Below are 1575 nucleotides of genomic sequence, written 5' to 3' on the forward strand. Positions count from 1 at the left end.
GCCTCCGAGATGAGCTCCCTTTCCGGTAAGGGCCCAGATAGACTATCTGGTCGATAGGGCGCAGCTGCAAGCAGGGCGACCTGCTCAGGCGAGCGCTACTAATAGCCCGAGCTCTTCTTCATTGCCATTGACTACGTACGGCGATCATCGATGGACGTGTCGCGCGCATGCAACCGCCAGGGTGGCGCGGGCATCCTGCCCGGGCCCCTCGGACGGCGCACAGTTGCCGCGGGAGCGCCTCCCGCGAGCGGAACCATGGAGTGGGGGATCACCCGATCCCATTCCGAACTCGGCAGTTAAGCCCCACCTCGCCGAAAGTACTGCGGCGCGAGGCCGCGGGAGGACAGGTCGTTCCGCTCGCAGGGGGCGCTTTTTTGCGTCTCACCCGCCCTAATGGGATGGGCGAACCTGTGCGACAAAAACTGTATTATAATTTTGGACACCTGGAAGGGTGTCTTTTTTGTTTAGGAGGAGCTTATGATCGAGCTTGGTGATGAGAAGGTTCTGTATGCGTTCGACAAAGAGCTGGAGCCGGCGTTAGTGGTGCCTTCGGGGACGACGGTGCGCGTACGCACGAAGGATTGCTTCGGCAATCAAGTGCAGCGGCCCGAGGACGAACTCGATGAGATCGATTGGGATCACATCAATCCCGCCACGGGTCCGATCTTTGTGGAGGGCGCGGTGCCCGGCGGGGCGCTGAAAGTCACCATCGAGGCCATCGAGTTCGACGGGCAGACGGCTTCCTGCACCGGCGAGGGCGAGGGGGTGTGCGGCGATCGCTTCGACGCCTGGAGCACGCATCTCTGCAAGATCGACGGAGACGAGCTGGTGTGGGACGAGGAGCTGCGCATTCCGCTGAGGCCCATGATCGGCGTTATCGGCGTGGCGCCGGCTGGCGAGCCTGTTAACTGCGGCACGCCGGGCTCCCATGGCGGCAATATGGACAATACGGCCATCACGGCGGGCGCGACGCTGTACTTCCCCGTATATACCGACGGCGCGCTTTTCGGCTGCGGCGACATGCACGCGGCCATGGGCGATGGCGAGATCAGCGTGTCCGGCGCCGAGGCGGCCGGGTGGGCCACGGTGACCTTGGAAGCCCTGCCGAAGCTGGCGCTGACCGATCCCCTCATCGAGAACGCGACGCATCTCGGCGTCATTGCCTCGGCCGAGTCTTTGGATGCCGCTGCCGACCGCGCGGTTCACGAGATGGTCGATCTCATCTGCGACCGCACGGGAAAGCTGGCCGAAGAGATGGTTATGCTGCTGTCCCTTGTGGCCGACGTACAGGTGTGCCAGATGGTGGATCCGGAGAAGACGGTTCGCTTCATGGTGCCCAAATACGTGCTGGATGCCCTTGGGTTCAAGCTGTAGAAGCGAGTTCGTAGAGAAGCCTCGGAAGAGGTCTAGGAAGAATCTCCGTAGGGGGCGACCTCGGTCGCCCCTTTTTTTCAGGCTCGTGAGCCTGCACGGCGCGCGAAGCGCGGCGGGCAAAAAACCACCCGCTATGCGGGTGCGCGTCGAAGGCTCCGCCCTTGCGTCAAAACGCCGCCAGTCGGGATACGATACGGGTGT

Annotated in this window: 1 protein-coding gene and 2 rRNA genes; all 3 read left to right on the top strand. The window is 62.9% G+C overall.

The window, feature by feature from the left end; translation table 11 throughout:
• Positions 1-123 (top strand): 23S ribosomal RNA (locus GO707_RS12095); the annotation flags it as partial.
• A gap of 122 nt (positions 124-245) precedes the next feature.
• Positions 246-360: ribosomal RNA gene (gene rrf, locus GO707_RS11800) — 5S ribosomal RNA — on the top strand.
• 117 nt (positions 361-477) lie between these two features.
• Positions 478-1374: an acetamidase/formamidase family protein gene (locus tag GO707_RS11805; RefSeq protein ID WP_157013089.1), complete on the top strand. Its 897-nt coding sequence runs from the start codon at positions 478-480 to the stop codon at positions 1372-1374.
• Positions 1375-1575: the final 201 nt, after the last annotated feature.

The sequence above is a fragment of the Adlercreutzia rubneri genome (assembly GCF_009755265.1).
GTDB lineage: Bacteria > Actinomycetota > Coriobacteriia > Coriobacteriales > Eggerthellaceae > Adlercreutzia > Adlercreutzia rubneri.

Coding starts and splice junctions, on each gene's coding strand:
- GO707_RS11805 (WP_157013089.1), top strand. CDS start 478: ATGATCGAGCTTGGTGATGAGAAGGTTCTGTATGCGTTCGACAAAGAG.